Source organism: Algoriphagus jejuensis (assembly GCF_039523455.1).
Lineage (GTDB): Bacteria > Bacteroidota > Bacteroidia > Cytophagales > Cyclobacteriaceae > Algoriphagus > Algoriphagus jejuensis.
This window is the reverse complement of the sequence record NZ_BAAAFI010000001.1, coordinates 219595-235845: the sequence shown is the minus strand read 5'-3', so window position 1 is coordinate 235845 and position 16251 is coordinate 219595. Positions and strand designations below refer to the sequence as shown.

Below are 16251 nucleotides of genomic sequence, written 5' to 3'. Positions count from 1 at the left end.
AAAGCCTTACCTCGAGAATACCAACCGCATAGCTCAATCCTCCAACGCAAACGCCACATACTGGTCTCCCGATTTTGATTTCAACTTGCCACCACCACAAGCGATCACGATATACTGTTTACCATTGATGCTGTAGGTACTCGGGGTCGCATATCCCGCTGCAGGAAGGTCGTGTTCCCAGACGAGTTCGCCGGTGGACTTTTTGAATGCCCGGATCTTTTCGTCCGGAGTACCAGCCATAAATACCAAACCGCCAGCCGTTAGCAGCGGGCCGCCATAATTGTCCGTGCCGGTGGGAGGAATTCCTTTCTCAGTCAGTTCTTTATACTCACCCAAAGGGACCTGCCAGCGTCTTTCCCCCGTATTTCCATCGATTGCCGTGAGCGTGCCCCAGGGCGGCGTATTCACCGGATAGCCCTTGGTGTCGTACCAGCGATTGTATCCCGTGTGTTGGTAGGGTGAGACGTTTTGTTGTGAGAGTTCTATTTGTTCGTCAATCTCATTATCGCTCAAGAAGTCCACAATCGCATCTTGCTCGGATTGGGAAATATGCGAAAATGAAGGCATCATACCTTTGCCACTCTTCATCACAGCGAGTACTTGATCCCGTGACAGCCGAGCCTTTAGGTTAATCAAGCCAGGATAAGCGCCGTCATGGCTACCATTGAGATCATTGCCATGGCAATTGGAGCAATACACCTTGTAAAGCGAAACTCCACCGGAAATTGCCGGATTGTCTTCCTGTGACCTCAACACCAAAGAGGTATAGACCGGGATTTCTTTTGCAGGGACGTACATCATCCCGTCCGGATCTGTCGCGGCTCCGCCCCATTGACCACCGCCGTCAGTTCCCGGAAAAATAATTGTCATCGTACCGGTAATGGGAGTGTAGGGAGATCCTGTTTTGGCTTGAGCGAGAATCTCCACCAAAGAGTCCCTATCCGCCACAAAAGAATTGAAATCAGCTGCAGTAAAGGTTTGCCGGGTAAATGGCGCTGGTTTGACTGGAATGGGTTGAGTCAGGCTCGGATATTCCCCGGGTGCAGCATCCTGCGGAAAAGCAACATCGTTGATCGGATAGATGGGTTTTCCCGTGACACGGTCAAAGATGAACGTATGACCTTGCTTGGTGATGACCGATACTACATCGACCTTTCTGCCCTCACGGGTGATCGTAAATAAGTTGGGCGGAGCAGGCAAATCGCGATCCCAGATATCATGACGGACGATTTGGTAGTGCCATAGAAGTGCTCCGTCGCTTGCTTTTAGCGCAAGCAGAGAATTTGCGTACAGATTGTCGCCTTTTCTGTTGCCACCATAGAAATCAAATGCGGCTGAACCCGTCGGGACGTAGACGATTCCTCTTTCCCGGTCTATGGCCATCCCCATCCAAGAGTTTGCTCCTCCGAGTCTTTCCCTTGGGTTTGCGGGTGACCAAGTATCATATCCGGGTTCATCGGCTTCTGGAATCGTGTGAAAAGTCCAGGCCAAACTTCCGTCGCGAACATCGTATGCCCGAATGTCACCGAGGAGGGCAGTTTCAGATTCTGAAACCCGTGTTCCGGTGATGATTAAGTTTTTATAGATAGTATTGGGCGTATTTGACGTGACATAATTATCTGCACCCGGACGCTCAATCCCTACTTTAAGATCAATTCGTCCCTCTTCTCCAAAAGTCTCTATCAGTTTTCCTGTAGCTGCGTCGATCGCATATAGCCAGCGACCGACTCCGAAGAAAATGCGCTTGTCACTTTTCTCAGACCAATAGGTTACTCCCCGGCTAGTCGTGCCTTCGTTGTCTGACAGATCGGTTTTCCAAAGCTCTTTGCCCGTTTCTGCGTTTATTGCAAAAGCTTGTGTGTCCGCAGAAACCCCATAAAGCACACCATCGATGATGATGGCGTTGGACTGGATTTGAGAGCGATTACGGAGGGTATCGGCGCCGCCCGAAGCATAAATCCATGCTGTCTTTAGCTTTGCAACATTTGACGTATCGATCTGATCTAGCGTGGAGTAGTGGCTTCGGGTACCGTCACCGTTGTACTCCGGCCAATCGATATTTGAACCAGATGAGCAAAAAGTAAAGAGCGGCGCAAGTGCTAGCAGCGCAACAGTTGGGATACAAGTCTTCATCTACCAGAAATATAAATCGAAAATAGTTGTAACGGGCTATTTTATAAGACAGAATGAAAACTGAATCTTTGTGGAAATTGGTGAGAACAGCTATGTATTCTTAAGTGTATGAATTGTACCCTTTTACCCAGATTTCGAAAGACTTTTACATTAAATAAGTCGTAAAAAAACCACCAAGCTTTCACCTGGTGGCCAATTGTATTTTGAGTTCAGATCAAGAACCGATCTTTGCGCTAGCCATTCCGTACTCCCATCTCACTTCGAAGCTGTCGGCCTTTACTTCATAGACTAAGCGCTCCTCCATGGAAGAACCCTGTCCAGATGGAACATTGACACGAAGCTGATCTTCTTTGGAGTCGTAGTTGAACGCTCCCCACTGCTTGGCAACTTTGTTGAAGATGAAGGTGGATTCAGTTTCGCCAGGGATGATAAAGAAGCTGTAGGTTCCCGCAGGGAGTTTCTTGCCTTGGACGGTGATGTCCTTTGAAGTCGTGAAGGTCGTTGCATCATTGGCGCCCGCTCTCCACACTTGGCCGAGTGGCACGAGGTCTCCCCAGATCACACGTCCTTTGACCGCAGGGGAGGAGTAGTTGATGGTGATCTTGGAACCCGCTACAGTACCTTCTGCCACTTTAGCAGGGCTTGCTTTTTCTTGTGCGAAAGTTGCGATTGACCCAAGTGCCACGAAGGCCATTGCAAATAGTGCTTTTTTAAAGTTCATTGTTTTCATTGATTTGGGATAACGTGTTTAAGGTTTTAATATAGTCTAAATCTGCATACTGATTTTCACAGCCAAAAGTTATAAAATCTAAAAAGCCTTTCCATTTGATTTGAAAAGGCTTTTTAGAAAAACTTAGATCGCAACCCAAGCTTGTTTTTTGTTGCTTTCGACGATTCGCTCACCGATGATCAGCTCCCTCAAGCCGCTGGCAAATGTCGGGTAGCTCGGATTTTCTGGCTGCTTACCCACGGCAACGGCAGCATACACTTCCTTAAACATCTGCTTGGAGGTATCTGGGAAGCCTTCATTGTGCCCTCCGGGAAAGCTGATCAAGGCAGAAGCTTCTGGATGGAAGAGGGAAGGATCTTTCATCAGCTGCTCGTTTGCTTTCTCACGCTTGCCGATCCATAGCTCATTTGGCCGTTCTGAATTGAATTCAAAGTTGGACTTGGAGCCGGAGATCTCGATGTTTAGTCTGTTTTTGCGACCTGCCGCTACTTGGGACACCGTTACTGAACCTTTCGATCCGTTGTCAAAGCGAAGCAATACCGTCGCATGATCTTCCGTGTTGATCGGAACTTCAGCATAGTCCGAAGCTTCGAGCATCTTGCCGGAATAGGTTTCGATTGCCTTCAATGGCTTCAGACGAGTCTTATGTACGGTAGAGAAATCAGCCATCACTTCGATGATCTTCAATCCGGTCACATACTCGGTGATGTCCAGCAAGTGCGATCCGATGTCGGCAATCGCTCTGGAATCGCCCGATTTGTCCGGTTCCAATCTCCAGTTATAATCCGTATTCAGATATAGCCAATCCTGGAGGTAAGAACCCATGATCGAATACACTTCACCCAATTCGCCTTTTTCACGCATGGTCTTCATCTGACGAACCATAGGGTAGTAGCGGAGATTGAAATGGACGGCATTGACCAGTCCGGTGGCAGAAGCGATGTTCACCAGCTCCTCTGCTTCATGGATTTTGACTGCCAAAGGCTTCTCGCAGATCACGTGCTTATCAGCTTCTAGGACTGCTTTTGCTTGCGCAAAGTGCAGGAAGTTGGGCGTACAGATATGGACTACATCGATGTCGTCCTGCTTGAGCATTTCTTCGAAAATGTAGGCTCTGGGAATTCCCAAGGCTTTTGCCTTGTCATTGGCAAGCTCCTGAGTGACTTCGCAAAGGGCTACTACCTCGACATTGGGTAATCGTCTAAGTGCCTCTAAGTGTGCAGGCCCGATAAATCCGGTGCCGACGATGGCAGCTTTGATGGTTTGAGACATAGGTCTATTGATTTATTGTGCTTTGAAATTAGCTAAAATCGCCAAAAATGGAAGAGGTTTGTCAGTGAGTATATGTATAAAATATCCTAAAAGAGCGCTGCAGAATCTGATTTCAGGCTCTTGAACTCGCGACTCAGGGCTTAACCCACCAGGTTTCCTGAGTTTTGAGCTCAGAGGAAAGCTCAATTAACTCTCCAATTTTGGGCACAAAAACCGGTGCGTTAAGTTCCTTCGATTTCTTGATCACCCGCTCCACCGGATCGGTCCAGGAGTGCATCGCCAGCGTAAAGGCTGCCCAGTGGATCGGCATGAAAACCTTCGCATCCAAGTCCACAGCAGCCTGGGCTGTTTCCTCTGGAGCCATGTGGATGTCGGTCCAGTTTTCGTTGTACTGACCACACTCTAGCATGGCAAAGTCGAATGGGCCAAACTTTTCTCCGATTTCCCTGAAATGCGGCCCATAGCCACTGTCACCGCTGAAATAGATGTTCTCTTCCGAAGCCTGTATCACCCAAGATCCCCAGAGTGTCGAAAAGCGATCGCCCAAGCCTCGGCCCGAAAAGTGTCGGGATGGCGTGAAAGCCAAGTGCAGGGAATCGATTTGCGTTTCTTCCCACCAGGCAAATTCCTGAATAGCCGACTTGTCCACGCCCCAGTGCTCGAAATGCGCACCTACTCCCAGAGGCACCAGAAAACGGTCGGTTTTTCCCATCAGCTTTTGGATCGAACCATAGTCCAGGTGATCGTAGTGGTCGTGAGAAATGAGGATGAGGTCAATCTTGGGCAGCTTTTCTATCTCAATAGGCAGCTCCTTCGAGAAACGCTTCTTGCCCAGCAGGGGATTGGGTGCAGGCACATCGCCCAGCATGGGATCGATCAGGATGTTTTTCCCGTCTATCTGAAGGAGAAAAGCAGAATGTCCAAACCACACCAATCGGGTAGCCTCCGGATGGCTTAGCTCCAGACTGTCGCGCTTCTCGATCGGAATCTCAAAATCCGGCTTTCGGGTTGGGTCATTTTTGAAAAACTCCGGAAGCATTCGAATGGCCTTGCCCGTACCCATATCCATATTGGTAGGGATGAGGTTGGAGAATTTTCCGTTGGAATAATAGGGGAGTTGCTGGTATCTTGCTTGGCTGTCTTGGTCTGGTGCCGCCCCAAACTCGGGACTGAACTTGAGGAAAAGAAAAATCAAAACAATGAGCAATACGAGAATGGTCAACAAAGTCATCGTGGTGTATTTGAGGAAACGCAGGAAAATCTTTCCCATGGATTAGGTACTTGGAGGGTTTTTCAAAAGATTCTAACTGATTCAGAGGGAAAAAGGTGCCGCATTTTTCCCATATTGGCGCTTCCTCCAGCTATTCATCAAATTCCCAAGCCGTTAAAAACCTAAAGCTGTGCGGACAAGGCTATTTTTTTTAACTTATACAAAAGCTAATAACCCAATTGACTATGGCAAACTTTAACCTCAAAATCAATGGAAAATCCCATGCCGTCGATGTCGATGACGACACGCCGCTGCTGTGGGTGTTACGAGATCACCTGGGATTGGTCGGAACCAAATTCTCCTGTGGGATCGCCCAATGTGGAGCTTGCACAGTTCATTTAAACGGAAACGCCACTTTCTCTTGCGTCACCCCGATTTCAAGTGTTGGAAATGCTGCGGTGGTGACGATCGAAGGGCTATCAGAAGACGGAAATCATCCCGTTCAAAAAGCCTGGGCTGAAGTCGATGTCGCGCAATGTGGCTATTGCCAAGCCGGTCAGATTATGACTGCGGCAGCTTTTCTGAAAGACAATCCACAGCCAAGCATGGATGAAATAGACAATGCGATGAACCGGAATATCTGCCGCTGTGGAACCTATCATAAGATCCGCGAGGCCGTTTCACTAGCCGCTAACACCAAATAATCATGGGAACTGTCACAAAAGCAAGCAGAAGAGACTTCCTCAAGATTGCGGGAAGTTCGGTCGGGGGATTAGTCATTGGATTCAGTTGGTTTAGCTGCGATTCTCCAAAGATGGAAGTGGTGAGCACCGAAGAGATCCTGGCAAATGCAAAGTCATTTAACAGCTTTTTGTCCATCTCTCCAAGTGGAGACGTGGTGATCTATTCACCGAATCCCGAATTGGGACAAAACATCAAGACCTCCTTCCCAATGGTGGTAGCGGAGGAATTGGAAGCAGACTGGGAGAAAGTCCGAGTAGTTCAAGCAAACTTGGATGTCGAAAAATTCGATCGTCAGTTGACAGGAGGTTCGGGTGCTATGCCGCATAGCTGGGAACGGCTCCGAAAAGCCGGGGCAACTGCCAAGTTTGTATTGGTTGCTGCTGCCGCAAAAACCTGGAACGTGCCCGCCGGAGAGATCACAGTCGAGAAAGGAATTATTTCCCACAAAAGCTCAGGCAAGAGCGGACATTTTGGTGAATTCGTGACAGAAGCTTCGACGATGACGGCGCCTGAGGAAGTGACTCTGAAGGATAAAAAGGACTTCAGGATCATCGGTACGCCGGTCAAGAACGTGGATGCGATGGAGATGTACACCGGCAAGCCGCTATACGGTTTGGACTTCTATAGGGTAGGCATGAAGCACGCGATGGTTCAGCGGGCACCGTTTGGGAAGAAAATCAAGTCTGTCGATGATGCCGCTGCAAGAGCAGTTTCGGGCATCTCGGATGTGGTGACTTTTGGAACCAGCGTCGCGGTTGTCGGTGAATCTACTTGGCCACTGATGAAGGCCAAGAAGCTGCTGAAGGTCGAATATGAAACCGACGGAGCCGTGGAAAGCACTGCAGATCATGACCGGATCTTCGCTGATTTGATGGCTAATGGAAAAGCTGAAGTAAAGAGGGAAGATGGCGATGTAAATCAGTCGTTTAAATCAGCTGCTAAGATCGTGACTGCGGAGTACCAATGCCCTTTCCTAGCTCACTCTCCAATGGAGCCGGAAAACTTTTTCGCTCACGTACAGGCAGACAAGATCGAGCTGATCGGACCTACTCAGACTCCAGATCGAGCCAGAAGCGCAGCTGCTGAGATTACTGGTATTCCAAAAGAAAATATAACAGTCGAAATCACCCGACTGGGTGGGGGATTTGGCAGAAGGCTTCGGGCGGATTATGTCGAGGAGGCGGTTCATATTTCTAAGGCGATCAATGCCCCGGTGAAGGTCAGTTGGAGCCGGGAGGACGAACTCACTGGGGGAGCATATCGTCCTGCAGTGAGGTATCGCTTTGAGGCCGCCTTGGATGCTGGGGGAAATATGATCGGCTACAAACTACGAGGCGTCGGCATGAATACGGGGAACACGACGCGGGAAAACAATTTTCCCTGCGGCGCGGTCGAAAATGCATTGATAGAATCGATCAACTATGAATCCACCATCACCACCAACGCCTGGCGAGCACCGATCACCAACTTCTTGGCTTATGCGGAGCAAAGCTTTCTGGACGAAGTGGCTCTGGAAGCCGGAAAAGACCCGGTTCAATTGCGCTTGGAGTTGTATGAAAAAGCCAAATCTAATCCAATCGGAAAGACAGACTACAATGTCAATCGGATGATTGCAGTAACCAAAGAAGTGGCCGAAAAATCAAACTGGGGTAAAAATCCGAATGTGAAACAGGGTTTGAGCGTGTATTTTTCGCACCGAACCTACGTCGCCCAAGTCGCAGATATTGAGATGGATGGGGGCACGCCGACCTTGAAAAAAATCACTGCGGTGACTGATTGCGGCATGGTAGTCAATCCAATCGGAGCCAATCATCAAGTTAGAGGCGGTATCGTGGACGGCATGGGCCATGCGATGTACACCAATCTTACTTTTGAAAACGGAGTGCCCAAACAAAAAAACTACGATTCGTACCGGCTGATCCGTCTTAAGGAAGTTCCGGAAATCGATACCCATTTCTTGGATTCTGGATTTGATCCAACCGGTTTGGGAGAACCTGCCTTGCCGCCAACCGGAGGCGCTATTGCCAACGCGATCTTTGCGGCAACGGGAAGAAGGCTAAGAAGTCAGCCCTTTATCGAGCAAAAAGAGTTTTCCGATATCAAGTTGGAGATCAGGAGGGCTTAGATGTTGGTCGTCATTGCGACGAGGCACGAGGAAGCAATCTGTCAATTCGTTTTCGGCAGATTACTTCTTTGTGTTAACGTCATTGCGAACGCAGTGAAGCGATCCTTTTGAATCCCTTTCCATTTTTAAAGATTGCTTCAGGGATTCGAGCTTCTTTCAAATATTGATTGGTACCGAACCCTACCAATGACGGCCCATTCGTCATTGCGAAGGGTTTCAACTACGGGTATATGAGGATTAACGTCAAACACCCTGAAGCAATCTGTCTAATAATTTCTCATTTTGTCAATGTAATACTCAGGACGAAACCCGTCAGGTTTTATGAAAATGGGAGGCGCTGTTTATATTATGACCAACAAAAATAATACGACTCTCTACATCGGTGTGACTGAAGAATTAATCAAGCGAGTATATGAACACAAATCGAGGATTGACTCCACCAGTTTTACCTACAAATACAACCTAGATAAACTGGTTTATTATGAGTTCTTTCACAGCGTTGAAGAAGCAATTCCTCGTGAAAAGCAGTTAAAGGCTGGAAATCGAGAAAAGAAGTTGAAATTGATCAATTCCATCAATCCCGGCTGGAAAGATTTGTGGGAAGAAATTCAGAATTGGTAATTTTAGAACCGTCATTGCGCAGGAAGCAATCTGTTCTTTTCCCTTTTAACAGATTGCTTCAGGGTTTTTGGAGCCGATTCTTATTTTTAAGCGGAAAGACACCCTTCGCAATGACGAATCAAATTTCATCCATCCCGCGCTCCGGCCAATACGGGCCGACAAGTTTTAGCTTTTCATCGGATTGATCAATTTCAAAAGTCAATTTCATCTCCTCCCGCTTCTGCTCATGGATCGCCAGGCAGGCATTGAAGTGAACCAAGTCGAAGTCAAGCGTGAGATTGCCTTGGAATTTATCCCCGAACTCAGGGGTTCCTTTGAGCCGGACGTTTTCCGTTACAGCTCCTTCTTTTTTGTAATAGTAGGAGAGGAAAATCCCCAGCTCTTTTTGAGCATTTTGAAGAGTCTGGATGAGTTGGTCTGCCAAGGCATCGGTTTTTGGAAAATCAAGTGTCCAAGTCTCTTGCATCGTTTTTGTTTCAAGTTAAGCATTTCCGAAAGAAGGCGCAGTTTGAATTTAGTAAAGGGAGTTTCTCGGCGATCTGCTATCTTGAAACTATGAATTACCCAATCTACCTCGACTACAACGCCACCACTCCCTGCGCTCCCGAAGTGATCGAAGCAATGCTTCCATATTTCGGAACTCACTTCGGAAATGCAGCCAGCAAAAGCCATCCCTACGGTTGGATGGCCGAGAATGCCGTGGAAGAGGCCCGGGAAAAAGTAGCGCACCTAATAGGGGCCAAGTCGAAGGAAATCATATTCACCTCCGGCGCGACTGAGTCAATCAACTTGGGAATCAAGGGCATCTTCGAAAATTACGCTGGAGAAAGGCAGCACTACATCACCTGTCAGACGGAGCACAAGGCCGTGCTAGACACGTTCGCTGAGCTTGAGAAGAGAGGTGCGGAAGTCACCTATCTGCCTGTCAATTCCAAAGGGGAAATCAGCCTCAGCGATCTGGAAACAGCCATTTATCCGCATACCAAGATGATCTGCCTCATGTGGGCAAACAATGAAACCGGTGTGATTCATCCCATCCCGGAGATCGCCCAGCTCTGCGAAAAGAATTGCATTATCTTCTTTACCGATGCCGTGCAGGCGGCGGGAAAAATCCCTGTTTCTGTGAAAAGTGTTCATCTTATGGCATTGTCTGCCCATAAGTTATATGGGCCAAAAGGCGTCGGAGCTTTATTTGTCCGTCACAATCATGAACTCCCCAAGCCGTTGGCACAGATTCATGGCGGAGGACATGAAAAGGGCATGCGTAGCGGGACCCTCAATGTGCCTGCGATTGTCGGTTTTGGAAAGGCCGCAGAGCTACGGTTGGGAGAAATGACCCAAGACGCCCGGCGCTTGGAACTACTTCGAAACCAACTGGAAAAGGCACTTTTGGAGATTCCTGGAGCTGTTCTGAACGGAAGTCAGGAGAACCGACTTCCCCATGTGACCAACATTGCCTTTGCAGGAGTGGAAGGGGAGGGGCTGTTTCGAAAGGTCAATCTCAAGGTGGCCGTCAGCTCTGGTTCGGCATGTACTTCCATATCTCCCAAACCCAGCCATGTCTTGCAGGCGATGGGGTTAGATCCTGACTTGGGAAGGGCTTCGATTCGGTTTAGCTTGGGGAGAATTACAACTGAAAAGAATATAGAGGATGCGATAGCCTGGGTGAAAAAAGTGGTTGAGGAGGTGATAAATGTCTAGTCTTTTTTCAATCAAAAGGGAGACAATTATTTTGAATTTTAACTCTTATTTTTAGGTATGGAAAGTGAAAAGCCATCCACAGTAAACGAGCCCGATGTCCGCTATGGATATTATTCTTATGCCGACTATTTGACTTGGCAGATGGACGAGGTCGTCGAATTGATCAAAGGAAAGGTATTTAAAAGAGCAGCCGCCGCGCCAAAAAGAATTCACCAGCGAGTGTCAGTGAAATTGGCGTCCCGGCTTTATGTTTTCCTCGAAGGAAAAAAATGCCAGGTTTACGATGCACCCTTTGATGTCAGATTTCCCAAGAAATCTAAAGAAGATCGAAAGATCCACGATGTGGTTCAACCTGACATCTGTGTGATTTGCGATCCTTCGAAATTAGATGAAAGAGGTTGCATTGGCGCTCCTGACCTAATAGTAGAGATTCTTTCTCCAGGCAACAACAAAGTCGAACTCCAAAACAAATTCGAACTCTATGAAGAGAATGGAGTCAAGGAATACTGGGTAATTCATCCAGAACAGCAGACCTTCTTTATTTATACTTTGATAGACAGCAAGTATCAACCTTCACACTTGTTGACTTCTGGCGATGTCGTAGAATCTGTTGCAGTTCCGGGATTTGTATTGGACTTGGAGGAGTTTTTTGGAGATATCGAATAGTCAGAAATCAAATTAGCTACACGTTTCTCAGTTAAAGACAAATCAAAACCAGCCTCGGGTTCGCTCAACAATGTAAAGAAACCAACATCGGTCGTCGGTCGTCGGTCTTCGAGCCCAGTTGACAAAGAGATTACGGCAACTGGCAGAATAGCGCACAACAGAGCTTAAGAATTCAACTCCTTCAAATCCTCCTCCGTATCGATATCTACTTTGCCTTTTGGAAAGGAAATCGTCACCAGATCATCCTCGTGGGCTAGCGCGATTTGCTTGGCTCCTTCATCACCTTTCAACTCCATCAATTCCTTAAAATAAGCGCTTCCAAAGAGAATAGGCACTCCGACCGTCTTGGAATAAGCACATGCAACGATTCCTTTTCCTTCTTTTTCTTGGGTAGCGATTAACTTATTCAGAATCTTCGCGTCCACAAAGGGCTGATCGCAAAGCATGATAATCACCTGATCAGGTCGGTCGAATTTGAGCATATACTCCAAGCCAATCTTTATACTGGAAGACATCCCTTTTGAGAAGTGCGGATTGGGGATGTTTGGGATGCTGGCTCCTGGAAAAGTCTTCTTGATCTCATCACGATTTGCTCCCAAAACCAACACTCGCTTATCGGCTGTTGAGCCGTTGGCAGCGTCAATGGCCAGCTGCAACAATGTTTTTTCCTTGTATTTGGCGATCTGCTTTGGGTAGCCCAGTCTCGATGATTCTCCCGCTGCAAGTATGATGATTCCTGTCTTCATTGGTTCTGTTCGTGTATGGGGCCGTTCTTATCCCGCAGAAAGGTAGCTGGTTTTTTGGCCAAAACAGCTTTCACCTCCGCCAAAATGGCCAATGCGATCTCCTCAGAGCCCTCGGCGCCGATATCCAAACCCATAGGCGCAAAGATATTTTCTGAGCTAATGTGGATTTCCCTGGTTTCCAATCGCTGGATCAACTTTTCCGTTTTTCGTTTTGGTCCCAAAATTCCAATGTATGGTATCATGCAGCTGCTCAACTTTTCTAAGACAATCGCTTCGTACTCGAAATTATGCGTCATAAGCAGCGCAACTGTATGCCCATCAGTCTCTAGCTGACTGATCACTTCTTCGGCTGTGCCGTGGATGATCTGTTTCGCAAAAGGAAAGCGGGTAGGAGTAGCCAGGTTCTTTCTCCCATCTATCAAAACCAGCTCAAAACCCAAGATTTCAGCCATTCTAGCTAAAGGCTGGGTGTCATTTCCAGCGCCGAAAAGCAAGACTCGGATCGCGGGCTTGAGCACTTCAAAAAAGACGGAAATGTCATCCTGGTCAGGATAGCTTTTGATTATACCGATTGAGTCGAATCCGGCAATTTCCTTTTCCAGTAAAGCCTTCAGTTCAGGATCAGCAATTCGTTTTTCCCAATTCCCCAAACGTCGACCGCCTTTCTCAAGAATCACGGTGCCGATTTGCTCAGATTTTGAATTTTTGACAGAAAAAATCGTGAGCAAAAGCCCAGCATCCCGATCAGCGAAAGCGGTCTTGATCAGCTCAACAGGGTTTTGAGAATCTTCAAAATCAATGGGCTCTATCAGAACGTGGATGATGCCGTTACAGCCCAATCCGACGCCAAATTTCTGATCATCTTCATCTGTCGTGTCATAAGTGACGAGCATGGATTTCTGCTGAAAGATCACTGCCTGGGCTTTGCGTAGCGCATCACCTTCCAGACATCCGCCGCTGATCGCGCCGGTCAGCTTGCCTTCCTCGGTTACCAACATGCGAGCTCCGGGACGGCGATAGGCCGAGCCGTCGACCTTTACGACAGTAGCCAAAGCGACTTTTTGATTTTCGGATTTTGCTTGATCGTAGGCTTGGATGATCAACTGAAGTTCTTTCATTTAATAGTTTGTATTTCAGGATACTAACTGGAGTTTTTCTTTTCGAAGAGAAAACCAAATCGAAAGAAAAGCGGAGGTCAGCAGATACCCTGCGAAAATATAGACCGCCCCAGGCAATAACTTACTTAATTCAAACCAATCCCCGGTAGTCACGATGAAATAAACCGCATAAGCAGCCTTCAGAAGATCCCAAGCCCAGGCATTTGAGTTGCGATCCATCAGTTCGGTGAAAGCATAGACCGACAGAAAGATGTAGCCTCCAAAATAGAAAATGCCCGGAGTGCCGATCGCCGCCAAGTTGCCAAACAAATAACTCAACAGCAGCAGCAAAACCATCAACTGGACAAAGCTCCAAACGAGCATCCCCTTGCTCAAAGCGGGATTGTATTTCTCAAAATGGTAGACATCCTGAATCTTCGCGACAGGATACTTCTGTGCGACATCTGCCGGTCTCCAGCCGAGCGGCATAAACCAGATTTTAAGCTTGTCTCCCCACTTTTCCGCTCTCCACGCATCTTGGATCAGCAGCCCTAGATGCTGGAAATTAATCTTGATAGGGTTCCATGTTCGCACCGGCCTCGTGACTCCATATACGGCTGGAATCTCCGGCACTTCTTCTTGAAAAGTACCAAACCAACGATCCCAAAAGATGAAGATCTGTCCGTAGTTTTTGTCCAGATATTCGGGATTGATCGCATGGTGAACTCGATGATGGGAGGGGGTGACGATGATTTTTTCCAAAAAACCCATCTTGCCAATATGCTGGGTGTGGTACCAAAACTGGGCGAAAAGATGCAGCGGAGCCACGATGGCAATCACCTCAGGCGGCACACCCAAAAAAGCCGCCGGAACCAAAAAAACCGCAAAAATCTTCACGATCTGTGAGATACTTTGCCTCAGCGCACAGGCCAGGTTGAATTCCTCCGAACTGTGGTGGATGATGTGATTGTTCCAAAAGATGTTGTACTCATGCGCAATCCGATGCGTCCAATATCCCGCAAAGTCCAAAGCAAAAAATGCAATCGCATAAACTACCCATGTGGCTTCGATATGGAAGAAACCAAGCTTTTCTGAAAGCCAACCGTAGGAAATCACCACCAAACTGAGCCCCAACACGTCCTTGGTGACGTTGGTCATGCCCGAACTCAAGCTGGAAATCATGTCGTTCATCGGGACGGTGTCCTTGCCTTTCCAGATTCCCCAGAACTTTTCGAAGAGCACCAGCACAAAGAAGGCCGGCATGGCGATTAGTAAGATTTGACCGTAAGCTTCCATTTGGGTTTGTTGTTCTGCTTTTAAAATTAGAGATATCCCAACTCTGTTTCAAGTGAAATCATATTGGTAAAGTGGATACGATCAGGTTTTTGATTTGAGTCAGATGCGACTTCAAAAAAATCCAAATAGTTGTACCTTCCACAGACACTCACGTTGCGAAGGAAAATATCCGAATCCAAATAATCTTTCACGCGGCATATGAGCTTGTTTGAGCTTTCACTCCAAAATTTCAAGTGATGCGAACGAATGTCATTTTAAAGAAGACCTATTTTGATCTTGGGATCCTGATTTTGAGAATCTATTTAGGTGTGGTATTGATCTGGATGAGTAGTGGATATCTCTTCGATTCTACGTCAATGGAAGGCCTTCAATCTTTTTTGGAAAGCATGGATTGGCCTGCACCAAAGCTTTTTGCCTACAGTTCGCAGCTTATCGAACTTATAGGAGGAGCTATGCTGATCTTGGGTTTTCGATTCGGTGCCTGGGTATTGGTTGGTGTATTGATGTCTGCGGTGATTTTTGCGCATGGATTTCGCATTTTTGAGGATGCAGCTTTACCTATGCATTTTGCAATCATGGCTTGGGTAATTGCACTCGCCGGGTGTGGAAAATACAGTCTGGATACCTTATTTTTCCAGACTAAAAACCAATAGCATGGAAATCCCCAGTCTCGCCCAACTCAAAAAAGACCTTTCTTTTCTCCCCGAAAAGGAGCTCATCCTGCTCATCACCGATTTGGCCAAATTCAGTCGTGACAATAAAGCCTTTCTATATTTCAAGCTGAACGAGCAATATCAGCCGACTCTTTTTGTCGATTCGGTACGTGAAGAGTTGGACGAAGCTTTTCAGTTGGCAAATACCCGTAGCTATTATTTTGCAAAAAAGTCCGCTCAATCTATCCGAAGAAAACTGAACAAGTCACTCAAACTCAGTAAAAATAAAGCAGATCAGGCGGAATTGATTCTGTATTTCTGCGAGCAAATGAAGGAATTCGGCTATCTGAGTTTCAGGTATCCGGTGATTGATAACCTTTTTCAAGTACAGCTTGGGAAAGCTCAAAAACTCATTGCCACCCTTCATGAAGATCTGCAGGCCGATTTCAATTACAGAATAGAAGCGCTTACCTAAATCCACCCCATGAAAACAGACATTTCTTCCACCCAAGCAGAACTGGGCCAAAAGGCCGGAAAATCTGGAGCCGAACTTATTCGCAAAGCCATTGAAATGCAAGGCTTTGCCAATGTTATCCTCGCCACAGGTACCAGCCAATTTGAAACCTTAAAGCAGCTTTTAGCGGAAGAAGAAATCGATTGGAGCAAAGTGAGGGTGTTTCATCTCGATGAATACATCGGATTGCCGATTACCCATCCCGCGAGTTTTAGGAAGTACCTTTTGGAGCGGGTTTTTAATCACCTTCCAGACCTCAAGGCCTATCATCTCATCGATGGGGAAGAGGATCCAGCAGCCGAATGTGATCGATTGGCCGATCTTATCCGTCAACTTCCTATCGACGTAGCCTTTGTCGGAATCGGTGAAAACGGGCACTTGGCTTTCAATGATCCTCCAGCGGATTTTGAAACCGAACAACCCTATCTCGTCGTCAATTTGGACTTGGATTGCCGAAAACAGCAATTGGGCGAAGGCTGGTTTCCTAACTTGGACGCTGTGCCACGGCAGGCGATCAGCATGTCGATCCAACAGATCCTGAAGTCCAAATCGATCATCTGCTCTGTCCCTGACGCGCGCAAAGCCCAAGCCGTCAAAGACTGCATCGAAGGCTCGGTCAGCAATCTCCACCCTGCTTCCATCCTACAAAGGCACCCGAAATGCGAAATGTACCTCGATGCCGCCTCTTCGTCCTTACTTTCCGGGCATTGATCTGTTTTTCATTTGGAATGATGTGATAATAT

16 protein-coding genes are annotated in these 16251 nt (G+C 47.3%); 8 read left to right on the top strand and 8 right to left on the bottom strand.

The window, feature by feature from the left end:
- Nucleotides 1-33 precede the first annotated feature (33 nt).
- The 4 genes from ABD031_RS00980 to ABD031_RS00965 all read right to left on the bottom strand — a co-directional run bounded on the left by ABD031_RS00980 (nt 34) and on the right by ABD031_RS00965 (nt 5405).
- Nucleotides 34-2133, bottom strand: coding sequence for an outer membrane protein assembly factor BamB family protein (locus tag ABD031_RS00980; RefSeq protein ID WP_343847921.1), 2100 nt, complete (start codon nt 2131-2133; stop codon nt 34-36).
- Nucleotides 2134-2347: 214 nt separating this feature from the next.
- Nucleotides 2348-2863: a DUF2911 domain-containing protein gene (locus tag ABD031_RS00975; RefSeq protein ID WP_343847920.1), complete on the bottom strand. Its 516-nt coding sequence runs from the start codon at nt 2861-2863 to the stop codon at nt 2348-2350.
- Nucleotides 2864-2986: 123 nt separating this feature from the next.
- The gene (locus ABD031_RS00970; RefSeq protein WP_343847919.1) at nt 2987-4135 is read right to left on the bottom strand and encodes a Gfo/Idh/MocA family protein; all 1149 of its coding nucleotides are present in this window, start codon (nt 4133-4135) and stop codon (nt 2987-2989) included.
- A 133-nt stretch (nt 4136-4268) separates the two neighbouring features.
- Nucleotides 4269-5405: an MBL fold metallo-hydrolase gene (locus ABD031_RS00965; RefSeq protein WP_343847918.1), complete on the bottom strand. Its 1137-nt coding sequence runs from the start codon at nt 5403-5405 to the stop codon at nt 4269-4271.
- 185 nt (nt 5406-5590) lie between these two features.
- Between ABD031_RS00965 and ABD031_RS00960 the strand changes: the two genes are divergently transcribed.
- From ABD031_RS00960 to ABD031_RS00950, 3 genes are all read left to right on the top strand, one after another.
- Nucleotides 5591-6049, top strand: coding sequence for a (2Fe-2S)-binding protein (locus ABD031_RS00960; RefSeq protein ID WP_343847917.1), 459 nt, complete (start codon nt 5591-5593; stop codon nt 6047-6049).
- A gap of 2 nt (nt 6050-6051) precedes the next feature.
- A complete protein-coding gene (locus ABD031_RS00955) occupies nt 6052-8214 on the top strand; it encodes a xanthine dehydrogenase family protein molybdopterin-binding subunit (protein ID WP_343847916.1) in 2163 nt (720 codons plus the stop codon).
- Nucleotides 8215-8535: 321 nt separating this feature from the next.
- On the top strand, nt 8536-8835 hold the full coding sequence (locus ABD031_RS00950) for a GIY-YIG nuclease family protein (RefSeq protein WP_343847915.1): 300 nt from the start codon (nt 8536-8538) through the stop codon (nt 8833-8835).
- Nucleotides 8836-8953: 118 nt separating this feature from the next.
- Here the strand turns inward: ABD031_RS00950 and ABD031_RS00945 are convergent, their stop codons facing one another.
- Nucleotides 8954-9301, bottom strand: coding sequence for a hypothetical protein (locus tag ABD031_RS00945; RefSeq protein WP_343847914.1), 348 nt, complete (start codon nt 9299-9301; stop codon nt 8954-8956).
- 89 nt (nt 9302-9390) lie between these two features.
- Between ABD031_RS00945 and ABD031_RS00940 the strand changes: the two genes are divergently transcribed.
- Together ABD031_RS00940 and ABD031_RS00935 are read left to right on the top strand one after the other, a co-directional pair.
- Nucleotides 9391-10536 carry a cysteine desulfurase family protein gene (locus tag ABD031_RS00940; protein WP_343847913.1) on the top strand — a complete coding sequence of 382 codons (1146 nt, stop codon included), beginning with the start codon at nt 9391-9393 and terminating at the stop codon, nt 10534-10536.
- A 57-nt stretch (nt 10537-10593) separates the two neighbouring features.
- Nucleotides 10594-11202: a Uma2 family endonuclease gene (locus ABD031_RS00935; protein WP_343847912.1), complete on the top strand. Its 609-nt coding sequence runs from the start codon at nt 10594-10596 to the stop codon at nt 11200-11202.
- A gap of 164 nt (nt 11203-11366) precedes the next feature.
- On the opposite strand, the gene ABD031_RS00930 is transcribed toward ABD031_RS00935, so the two are convergent.
- From ABD031_RS00930 to ABD031_RS00920, 3 genes are read right to left on the bottom strand one after another with little or no spacing between them, the layout of a single operon-like run.
- Nucleotides 11367-11948 carry a nucleotidyltransferase family protein gene (locus ABD031_RS00930; RefSeq protein WP_343847911.1) on the bottom strand — a complete coding sequence of 194 codons (582 nt, stop codon included), beginning with the start codon at nt 11946-11948 and terminating at the stop codon, nt 11367-11369.
- Entirely contained in the window at nt 11945-13066 is a 1122-nt protein-coding gene (locus ABD031_RS00925; RefSeq protein ID WP_343847910.1) for an XdhC family protein, read from the bottom strand. Before ABD031_RS00925 ends, ABD031_RS00930 begins: the two co-directional genes overlap by 4 nt.
- A gap of 15 nt (nt 13067-13081) precedes the next feature.
- Nucleotides 13082-14341: a sterol desaturase family protein gene (locus tag ABD031_RS00920; RefSeq protein WP_343847909.1), complete on the bottom strand. Its 1260-nt coding sequence runs from the start codon at nt 14339-14341 to the stop codon at nt 13082-13084.
- Between the two features lie 236 nt (nt 14342-14577).
- Here ABD031_RS00920 and ABD031_RS00915 point away from each other — a divergent pair, with 236 nt between their 5' ends.
- The 3 genes from ABD031_RS00915 to ABD031_RS00905 are packed head-to-tail and all read left to right on the top strand — an operon-like array spanning nt 14578 to nt 16219.
- On the top strand, nt 14578-14994 hold the full coding sequence (locus ABD031_RS00915; protein WP_343847908.1) for a DoxX family protein: 417 nt from the start codon (nt 14578-14580) through the stop codon (nt 14992-14994).
- 1 nt (nt 14995) lies between these two features.
- Nucleotides 14996-15469: a hypothetical protein gene (locus tag ABD031_RS00910; RefSeq protein ID WP_343847907.1), complete on the top strand. Its 474-nt coding sequence runs from the start codon at nt 14996-14998 to the stop codon at nt 15467-15469.
- 9 nt (nt 15470-15478) lie between these two features.
- A complete protein-coding gene (locus tag ABD031_RS00905; protein WP_343847906.1) occupies nt 15479-16219 on the top strand; it encodes a glucosamine-6-phosphate deaminase in 741 nt (246 codons plus the stop codon).
- The last annotated feature ends 32 nt before the right edge of the window (nt 16220-16251 follow it).

Coding starts and splice junctions, on each gene's coding strand:
- ABD031_RS00905 (WP_343847906.1), top strand. CDS start 15,479: ATGAAAACAGACATTTCTTCCACCCAAGCAGAACTGGGCCAAAAGGCC.
- ABD031_RS00935 (WP_343847912.1), top strand. CDS start 10,594: ATGGAAAGTGAAAAGCCATCCACAGTAAACGAGCCCGATGTCCGCTAT.
- ABD031_RS00910 (WP_343847907.1), top strand. CDS start 14,996: ATGGAAATCCCCAGTCTCGCCCAACTCAAAAAAGACCTTTCTTTTCTC.
- ABD031_RS00930 (WP_343847911.1), bottom strand. CDS start 11,948: ATGAAGACAGGAATCATCATACTTGCAGCGGGAGAATCATCGAGACTG.
- ABD031_RS00960 (WP_343847917.1), top strand. CDS start 5,591: ATGGCAAACTTTAACCTCAAAATCAATGGAAAATCCCATGCCGTCGAT.
- ABD031_RS00940 (WP_343847913.1), top strand. CDS start 9,391: ATGAATTACCCAATCTACCTCGACTACAACGCCACCACTCCCTGCGCT.
- ABD031_RS00945 (WP_343847914.1), bottom strand. CDS start 9,301: ATGCAAGAGACTTGGACACTTGATTTTCCAAAAACCGATGCCTTGGCA.
- ABD031_RS00920 (WP_343847909.1), bottom strand. CDS start 14,341: ATGGAAGCTTACGGTCAAATCTTACTAATCGCCATGCCGGCCTTCTTT.
- ABD031_RS00975 (WP_343847920.1), bottom strand. CDS start 2,863: ATGAAAACAATGAACTTTAAAAAAGCACTATTTGCAATGGCCTTCGTG.
- ABD031_RS00980 (WP_343847921.1), bottom strand. CDS start 2,133: ATGAAGACTTGTATCCCAACTGTTGCGCTGCTAGCACTTGCGCCGCTC.
- ABD031_RS00955 (WP_343847916.1), top strand. CDS start 6,052: ATGGGAACTGTCACAAAAGCAAGCAGAAGAGACTTCCTCAAGATTGCG.
- ABD031_RS00965 (WP_343847918.1), bottom strand. CDS start 5,405: ATGGGAAAGATTTTCCTGCGTTTCCTCAAATACACCACGATGACTTTG.
- ABD031_RS00970 (WP_343847919.1), bottom strand. CDS start 4,135: ATGTCTCAAACCATCAAAGCTGCCATCGTCGGCACCGGATTTATCGGG.
- ABD031_RS00950 (WP_343847915.1), top strand. CDS start 8,536: ATGAAAATGGGAGGCGCTGTTTATATTATGACCAACAAAAATAATACG.
- ABD031_RS00915 (WP_343847908.1), top strand. CDS start 14,578: ATGCGAACGAATGTCATTTTAAAGAAGACCTATTTTGATCTTGGGATC.
- ABD031_RS00925 (WP_343847910.1), bottom strand. CDS start 13,066: ATGAAAGAACTTCAGTTGATCATCCAAGCCTACGATCAAGCAAAATCC.